This window comes from Streptomyces sp. NPDC001492, from assembly GCF_053597275.1.
Genome location: NZ_JBSFHW010000025.1, coordinates 127,320 through 135,369 on the forward strand (window position 1 = coordinate 127,320; position 8,050 = coordinate 135,369).

Genomic DNA, 8,050 nt, shown 5'->3' on the forward strand with positions numbered 1-8,050 from the left:
GGCCGCCATGGCGAACAGCAGGAGCGCGAAGGCGACCTCGCGGACGGCACCGAGCAAGACCGTCCACAAAATCAAGATCACATTGCGAGACTCCCGCCCTCCGATCTGGCGCCGCTTGGAGGTGCCGTCCGGCATCACCTTGCGCGAGCTGCACGACGTCATCCAGGCCGCCTTCGGCTGGGAGGACTGCCACGTTTGGGCCTTCGAAAGCGGACGGGACCGATACGGTACCGCCGACCGTGACCTGGGTATCCGCTGCGCCGCGTCCAAGCAGCTCCGTCAGGTCACTGCCCACACCGGCGACCGGCTCCGCTACACCTACGACTTCGGCGACGACTGGGAACACGACATCCTCATCGAGGACATCACCGAGCCCGAACCGGACACTGCCTACCCGCGATGCATCACGGGTCGCCGAGCCTGCCCGCCCGAGGACTGCGGCGGCATGTGGGGATACGACTACCTCATCGAGATCCTTGCCGACCCTGACCACGAAGAACACGAGGACCGCCTGGAATGGCTCGGCCTTGACTCCGCCGACCAGTTCGACCCCGCAGCCTTCGATCCGGCACAGGTCAACTCAGCGCTATCCGCCCGCGCGACCGTGCTCGTCAAGAACTGACACGTCACTGCCCTGCTGTCAGCAACCTCCTGACGCTTCAACTGGATTGGCATGGCCAGTTACGACTGGTGTCGCGGGCGGGGACGTTGTTGACGGCGCGACCTGACTCACAGGGCGCCGGAAGCGTTCAACGGCTGCGCGTGTGTGATGTGCGAGGGGGCGCCATGGTGCCAGCAGTGACGACGGCTCCTGCGGCGAGCAGGAACACCATTCCATCACCAGCATCCCTGTTGCCTGCGGTCGGCGCCAGTCAGCCCCGGTGGGCACCGTGAGCCTTACGTGATCCGTTGTTCATCCTGGGCTGTTGAGGCGATGAGCTCGAGCAGGCCGGGGAATCGTTGGTTGAGGTCGTCGACCCGAAGGCGGCTGCGCCGCTCCAGTCCGTACTGCCTCTGGTGAATTACGCCGGCTTCTCGGAGGACCTTGAAGTGGTGAGTGAGGCTGGACTTCGGGCGGTCGAAGCCGAACCAGCCACAGGGGTGGTCGAACTCATCGGCGTCCAGCAGGAGCTTGCGCGCCACGGTCATGCGCAGCGGGTCGGCGAGCGCGCCCATCACGACCTCGAGCCGTAGCGCATCAACGGGCGGCTCGGGCAGGAGTGGCGGCCTCTCGGTCCCGGTTACGGCGTCAGGCATACGGCCATCGTAGCGGGTTGTACGAGGATTCTCGTACTGCTACGGTCCTGTACGAGTTTTTTCGTACAAGGAGGTTGGTGTGGCAGTTATTCATCAGGCGCCGGTGCGGACTGGGACGGGATGGCAGCTCGTCAGGTCGGCATGGGCGGTGACGGCCGTCTTCGCCCTGTCCAACTCACCGACCCCGCTGTATGTGTACTGGCAGCATGAGATGGGCTACTCCTCAGGCATCCTGACGATCGTCTTCGCCGCCTACATCGCGGGCCTGGTGGTGACGCTGCTCGTCGCGGGACGCGCGGCCGACCGGTACGGCCGCAAGCGGGTGGTCGTACCGGGAATCCTGATTGCGTTGGTCTCGGCCGTGCTGTTCATGACCGCAGGGAGCGTCGCGGCCCTGGTCGTGGCGAGGCTGCTCGTCGGTGTCGCGGTCGGCATCGTGGTGTCCGCCGGAATGGCCGCGGTCGTCGACCTCGGCGGGGAGGATCGCCGTCATATGACGTCGACGCTGGCCTCGATCGCCATGGTCTTCGGCGCCGGCCTCGGGCCACTCCTGGGCGGAATCGTCTACCAGGTCACACCCCGACCGGTCGGCTGGGTCTTCACAGTGAACATCGTGCTGCTGGTCGTCGCCTTGCTCGGGTACATCGGATTGCCGCTGGAACGTCCGTCGAGCCAGGCGGCAGGGTTCTTGTGGCCGCGTCTTCCCCATGTGCCCTCGCGGAATCGTGTGCAGATCACCACCGGTGCGGCGGTCTTCGCCCCCGGCCTGACCGCCACGTCGTTCGTGCTGTCCCTCGGCCCCTCCCTGCTGGTGCTCGCGGTCGGAAGCACCTCGCCGCTCCTGGCCGGCGGCGCAGCATGCGTGATGTTCCTCGCCGCCACCGGATCGCAGATCGCCCTCACCAGGCTTGCCGTGCATCGACTGTTCGCCATAGGGACCACCAGCACCGTCCTCGCGATGAGCGCCGTCGTGCTCACTCTGTTCACCAAGAACCCGGCACTCTTCGTCGCCTCGGCCATCCTCGCCGGCAGCGGGCAAGGACTCGGCCAGCTCGGCGGCCTCCGACTCATTGCCCACCACGTCGAGGGCAACCGGCGTGCCGAGGCCAACGCGGCACTGAACATCAGCGCCTACCTCCCTGCCGCGATCCTCACCGTCGCCACCGGATACGCCGTCAATGGATGGGGCATTCGCCCCGCAGCCATGACCCTCGCGGCCACCCTGGCGGTCCTCGGACTACTCCTTGGCGTGGCCGCCTACCGCGCCAACGCACAGGAATGAGGGGCCCCACGACCCATGTCATCGCAACGCTCCTCTGACCCTTGAGGGCCGGCGCCGTCTCGTTGAGCGGTGCAAGAGCCGACCGATCGCGCATGTCGCCGCGGAGATGGGTATCTCAAGGGCGTGCTCGTCGAAGTGGGTCAACCGCTACTGCCGCAACGGTGAGCTCGGCCTGCTCGATCGTTCTTCAACACCGCGCCGTCAGCCGACTGCGGCGGACGCCGAGGTCGTGGCCCGGACTCCGCGCCCTGCGACCCCGGTAGCCCCGACGGCGCCGTGCCTCAGTCCATGTCTTTCGCGGTGATCCGAAAGGCACGGACCAAGCGTCGTCCGGTGCGGCCCCTACCCATGCCACCGGCCGCCCTTCGGTGGTGGTCCCCAGGTGCGGTACTCCGCCTCGTGCCCGGCGTCCAGCACACAGGCCCTCCCCCACCAGCCGTGTTTGCCGGAACACGTGCGGATCAGCACGTCCAGGTCGCCGTCCCTGACCGCGCCGTCGTACCGTTCCTGGAATCGCCGAAGCAGGGGTCGGAGCTCCTGCGCCATAGAGGCACCAGCCAACAGTGGATGATGTCCTGAGCCTCCCGATGCGGTCGAACGCGGCAGGTGGGTTCTGAGTCCTGTGCGGATCCTCCGATCCGTCACCACTCTTGCCTCGATCTTCCTATAGCCGCAGGTCAGGGACGCTTTGCAGGGGGCGCACCCAGCCGTGGACGCTGAGCAGCCCGGCAAGGTCCATACCCAGGTCGCCGGCACGCTCACCGGTGAAGGAGTCCCAGACGGCCGTGCCCGGGCCGTCCCCGCCAGGTCGACGTGCTTGGTCCGGGCGAACTCCCGCTCGGCCCCGGGCAGCCTGGCGATCAGGAACCCGTCGACCTGGACGGGGAAGCCGGTACCCGATCGCGCCCGGTTCACGGCACAGGACGATCCGCCGCGCAGCGGCGCCGTCGTGCAGGGTCTCCCCCTCGTCGGACACCCTCGCCGTGGCGCACACGTCCGGCACGGCACGGCTCCACAACAGCGGCCCCGCGAGGCGTACCGCACCCAGCCCGCCACCGCCGCCCGGGGGGCCCACCGCCACGCTCGGCGTTGCGGCTACTCGGGCTGCCACGGCAGCGACGTATGCCCAACGCCCCTGAAGAAGGACCGTCGGCTTCGGCGTCCGTTCTCAGCGGACACCATTCGCTCCCGCCTGCGTCCGCGGGGCCTCCACCAGTTGGGGCTTCCAGCCGAGGACCAGGAACTCCACCCGCCCGGCACGCGCCGTTCGATCTCGAATCGGTGAAAAGCCAGGAGGAGCGTCAGATTGGACATCCACTTCAGCTCGGTCACCTCGCTCCATGCCACCGCATGGCGCACTCGGCCAAAGGTGCCGGTGGCCACCAGACCGCGGGTGTAGAGAGAGCACCTGCGCAGCCCGAACCTGGCGCTGAGACGGCGCCAGGCCAGCGTGAAACCGAACAGTGAGAGCAGCACGGCTCCCCTCGTGATGACGCCCTTCTGGAATCCCGACGAGATGACGACCAGACCGACCAGCAGGACGACGAACACCCCTGCAAGCAACCGCCGTGCGAGCTGTGCGAGAGCACCCCACGGCCCTGCGACCGCATAACCTCCCCGCTCCTCGCCGGGACCGAGTGCCTCCGCGCGATCCCGCACGGAGGTCTGTCGTCCCTCTTCCGAGCCCATGCTCCCCCTCCACAACGTCCGGCGTCCCGAGTCAAACGGCGGGACCCGGGCCGGCACCCCTGAAATCACTTCGTCACGGAGGCATCCTGTCCGTCCGGAGCGCGCGGTCCGCCTGGGTTACCTGCGGCGCGGTAATCACGGGCCGACGACGCGACAGCTGCCGCAGTCTCGACGCACACCGCGACAGCTCAGTCCGTACGTCCCGGTGCCCGACCCGTACGACGGAGGCCCACATGCCCACCACCGCGCCGCCCCCGCTGGGGGCCCTGGCCGCTGAACTCGCCGCGCTGCGTCCCCGCATGGAGGCGGTCAGCCTGGCGATCCACGCGCGGCCGGAGCTGAAGTTCTCCGAGTTCCACGCCCAGCAGACCCTGACCCGCTGGCTCACGGAAGCCGGCTTCGCCGTGACGGAGGCGGTGGGCGGGACGGACACCGCGTTCGTGGCCGTGCACGAGGGCAGCAGGCCCGGCCCGTACGTCGCCGTCCTGGCGGAGTACGACGCGCTGCCCGGCGTCGGGCACGGCTGTGGGCACAACCTCATCGCAGCCGGATGCACCGCGGCCGCGATCGCCGTCGTACGGGCCTTGCCGTCGCACCCGGGAACGGTCGCCGTCATCGGCACGCCCGGCGAGGAGATGGGCGGCGCCGGCAAGGTCCGGCTGGCCGAGGCCCGGGTGTTCGAGGGCGTGGACGCGGCGATGATGTTCCACCCTGCCGACCGCTCGGTCACCACTCAGCACTCGCTGGCCGCGGCGCACCTGCGCGTCGCCTTCACCGGCGTGAGTGCGCACGCCGCGAAGTCACCGTGGGAGGGCCGCAGCGCACTGGCCGCCGCTCAGTTGTTCCTCACCGCCCTCGACGCGCTGCGGCAGTTCGTCCCGCCGACAGCACGCCTGCACGGCGTCGTCACGGACGGCGGGCAAGCCCCGAATGTCGTTCCCGCCAACGCCGCCGTGGAGTTGTACGTACGGGACCGTACAGCCGTATCGGCCGGGGCCCTGGTCGAGCGGGTGCGCGCGGCCGCCGAGGGAGCGGCGCTGGCCACCGGAACCGTGTCCGAGGTGTCGGAGACCGGACCGCTCTACGAGGAACGCCGCGACAGCACCGTGCTCGCCGAACGGTTCGGGCAGGCCGTGCGCGCACTGGGCCTGGACATCGCGCCCGCCCCTCCGGACAGCCCCGCCGGATCCTCCGACATCGGCAACCTCTCGCAGCTTCTGCCGGTGATCCACCCGTACATCCAGATCGCCGAGCCGGGTACGCCCGCCCACTCCGAGGCGATGCGCGAGGCGGCGGCGACCTCGCTCGCCCACGACCGCACCGAGATCGCGGCGACGGGTCTGGCCCGTGTGGTCGCCGAACTGCTCACGGATGAGGAGCTGTTGGCGGCCGTGAGAGCGGAGTTCTCACAGGTCGCCGCAGGAGCCGAGGTGCTGACGTGAGCGGCCCGCGATCCTACACTTCCCGTCATGCCGGTCGTGATCGTCCTGGAAGGGGCCGCCCCCGACCGCTTCACCGTCACCGTGTCGCCGCTCGCGGAACTGGCAGCGAGCCTGCACGTCCTGACGGAACACACCCACCACACCGAACACGCGCCCTGGGCCGAGGAGACCACCCGCGACGCCCCGCCCGCGTTCCGAGCCGGCCTGCGTCGCTTCGCCCCGCTGTGGACGGCGCTGCGTTGGCGGGGCTTCTACCCGGGGCTGACCGCGCCCCTGCCGGAGCTGACGACGGACCGGTTCGCCGAACTCACCGCCCACACCTGTGCCAGCGGCTACCGCGGCTTCGACTTCAGCCGCCTGCTCCACGACCCGGCACAGGCCGCCGCGCTGCGGCGGGCGGCCTCCGGTCTGCCGGAACCGCACCCGACCCTCGCCGAAGACCTGCTGCGCGACCCCGAGCAACTGCGCACCGACATCCTCGCCTTCCTCGACCTGTGCCGCCGCGTCTTCTTCGCCGAGCTGTGGGCGACGACCGGACCCGCGCTCGCCCGTGCCGCGCACCTCGTGCGGCAGCGGCTCGCGGACGAGGGACCGGAGGCGGCCCTGCTCTCGCTCAGCCCGTCCAGCGCACGGCCGCCCGGTCCGTCGCGGGTCGTCTTCGACAAGGTGCACCACGCGGTGATCAGCCCGGCCCGCACGCCGGTCCTGCTCATCCCCACCCGGTACGGCGCCCCGCACCTGCTGGTGAAGGACGAACCGGGGCTCCCACCAGTCGTCCACTTCCCGGTGCACGCCCCGGAGATCGGGGTCACCCTGGCCCGCAGCCGCATGCTGGCGCTCACCGATCCCCGCCGGGTCCGGCTGTGCCGGCTCATCGCCCGCCAGGCCATGACCACGGCCGACCTCGCGGACCGGCTGTCGATGACTCGCCCCCAGGTCTCCCGTCACCTTCGCACCCTGCGCGACCTGGGGCTCGTGCGCGTGGAACGCAACGGCCGCTACGTCCACTACGCTCTCGACCTCGCGGCGGTCAAGCGCATCGGCGGGGACGTGGCCACGGCCCTGCAGTACTGAAGGAGGCGGCGTGACGACCCGGTACCCGGTCCTCCGCCACCGCGAACTGCGGCCCCGGCTGCGGTGGAGCGCGTGGCGCGAGCGGCGCGCTCCGCTGGTCGCGGGGGCGGGGGCGGGTGAGATCCTCGTGCACGAGATCGATGGGGAACACCGGACGGGGGCCGTCGACACGGCGCGGGCCACCGCCGTGACCCTGGTCGACGTCCGCCCCGACGTGCAGCTGTTCGCCACATGGCACCTGCGCACGTCCGACTCCGCGGCGCGTTTCCCCGTCCGGGTGACCTACCACTGCACGGTCGTGGACCCCGTCGCGGTCGTACGGAGCCGTCGCACCGGCGTCTGGGACCCGAGCCGGGTCCTCGTCCAGGACCCACGGCCTCACCACCTGCACGCGAAGCATCCCGAAGGCGACGAGAGCGGCCTTTGCCGGTCCCTCACCGCCCTGCTCTCCCCGAGCCCGGCCCCGCGGGCGCTTCCCGGGATACGCGTGGAGCTCGGCCATGTGGACGTGGGGTCCGCCTGGCCGAACGACATCGATGAGGCGTGATCATCTGGAGATGCACCCAAAGCGCAAGGTGCGGTTCGACCTGCGCACCGTCGGGCTGAGTCCATCCCACCGGGCGAGCCATGCAGACCCGGTGGAGGCCGACCGGCCACGGGAAGAGGACCTCCGACGTGGAGTGGACTACACAGCCGAACTGCAGTTCCCAGAACCTCGCGTCCCCTGGCCGCGGCTCTGCCATGAGCGGCCGCCGCGTACCAGAGTCGGCAATGGCCGCCACCGATCGACGGCCATCGGTTTTCCTCCCCCAGGACTACGGCATGTGCCCGATGTGCGGCCTGGCGGGCTCGCCCCGGCCCGCCAGTGCACCACGAGGGGGAGAGGGTTCACGAGGGCAGTCGTTCAGTACCGGTACGGCTCACCGGACGTGCTGGAAGTAGCGGACGTCGACAAACCGGTGCCCTCGGAAGGAGAGGTGCTGGTGCGGGTGCGGCGGCCGCGGCGAACGCCTACAACTGGCACCAAATGCGCGGCGACCCGTACCTGGCCCGCCTGGCACTGGGGCTTCGCGCGCCCCGCGCCAGGACCGGGGCCGGGACTTCGCGGGAGAAGTGGGGGCCGTCGGCCGGAACGTGCAGCAGATCCTCCCCGGCGACGAGGTGTTCGGTGAGATCGACGGGACCTTCACGCCAGCCGCAGCTGCCGCAGGTCCACGGCCACGGCGACTGGTTGACGAACTGCTGCAAGGCCTGCATGTTCCCGTCCGGCAGCCGCTGGGCCATCGGCTGGATCGACTTGCGCCGC

General features: G+C 70.0%; 8 protein-coding genes and 2 pseudogenes. 6 read left to right on the top strand and 4 right to left on the bottom strand.

Annotation, left to right across the window (positions count from 1 at the left end):
* Window positions 1-7: 7 nt before the first annotated feature.
* Window positions 8-622, top strand: coding sequence for a plasmid pRiA4b ORF-3 family protein (locus ACWC1K_RS29535; protein WP_450835787.1), 615 nt, complete (start codon window positions 8-10; stop codon window positions 620-622).
* Window positions 623-897: 275 nt separating this feature from the next.
* Here ACWC1K_RS29535 and ACWC1K_RS29540 read toward each other — a convergent pair whose 3' ends face one another.
* Window positions 898-1,257, bottom strand: coding sequence for an ArsR/SmtB family transcription factor (locus tag ACWC1K_RS29540; protein ID WP_450835788.1), 360 nt, complete (start codon window positions 1,255-1,257; stop codon window positions 898-900).
* Window positions 1,258-1,336: 79 nt separating this feature from the next.
* Between ACWC1K_RS29540 and ACWC1K_RS29545 the strand changes: the two genes are divergently transcribed.
* Window positions 1,337-2,539 (top strand): MFS transporter, encoded by a 1,203-nt coding sequence (locus ACWC1K_RS29545; RefSeq protein WP_450835790.1) that lies wholly within the window; start codon window positions 1,337-1,339, stop codon window positions 2,537-2,539.
* Window positions 2,502-2,777, top strand: a pseudogene (locus ACWC1K_RS29550) (leucine zipper domain-containing protein); the annotation flags it as partial. The gene ACWC1K_RS29545 and the pseudogene ACWC1K_RS29550, both read left to right, overlap by 38 nt.
* 104 nt (window positions 2,778-2,881) lie before the next feature.
* Here the strand turns inward: ACWC1K_RS29550 and ACWC1K_RS29555 are convergent.
* Window positions 2,882-3,085: a hypothetical protein gene (locus tag ACWC1K_RS29555; protein ID WP_450835792.1), complete on the bottom strand. Its 204-nt coding sequence runs from the start codon at window positions 3,083-3,085 to the stop codon at window positions 2,882-2,884.
* A 549-nt stretch (window positions 3,086-3,634) separates the two neighbouring features.
* On the bottom strand, window positions 3,635-4,090 hold the full coding sequence (locus tag ACWC1K_RS29560) for a hypothetical protein (RefSeq protein ID WP_450835794.1): 456 nt from the start codon (window positions 4,088-4,090) through the stop codon (window positions 3,635-3,637).
* 371 nt (window positions 4,091-4,461) lie between these two features.
* Here ACWC1K_RS29560 and ACWC1K_RS29565 point away from each other — a divergent pair, with 371 nt between their 5' ends.
* Genes ACWC1K_RS29565 through ACWC1K_RS29575 form a run of 3 tightly spaced genes read left to right on the top strand, consistent with a single transcriptional unit; the run spans window position 4,462 to window position 7,291 of the window.
* The gene (locus ACWC1K_RS29565; protein ID WP_450835796.1) at window positions 4,462-5,670 is read left to right on the top strand and encodes an amidohydrolase; all 1,209 of its coding nucleotides are present in this window, start codon (window positions 4,462-4,464) and stop codon (window positions 5,668-5,670) included.
* Between the two features lie 27 nt (window positions 5,671-5,697).
* Entirely contained in the window at window positions 5,698-6,744 is a 1,047-nt protein-coding gene (locus ACWC1K_RS29570) for a DUF5937 family protein (RefSeq protein WP_450835798.1), read from the top strand.
* A gap of 10 nt (window positions 6,745-6,754) precedes the next feature.
* Window positions 6,755-7,291 (top strand): hypothetical protein, encoded by a 537-nt coding sequence (locus ACWC1K_RS29575; RefSeq protein ID WP_450835800.1) that lies wholly within the window; start codon window positions 6,755-6,757, stop codon window positions 7,289-7,291.
* A gap of 671 nt (window positions 7,292-7,962) precedes the next feature.
* Here the strand turns inward: ACWC1K_RS29575 and ACWC1K_RS29580 are convergent.
* Window positions 7,963-8,050 (bottom strand): annotated as a pseudogene (locus ACWC1K_RS29580) (transposase); the annotation flags it as partial.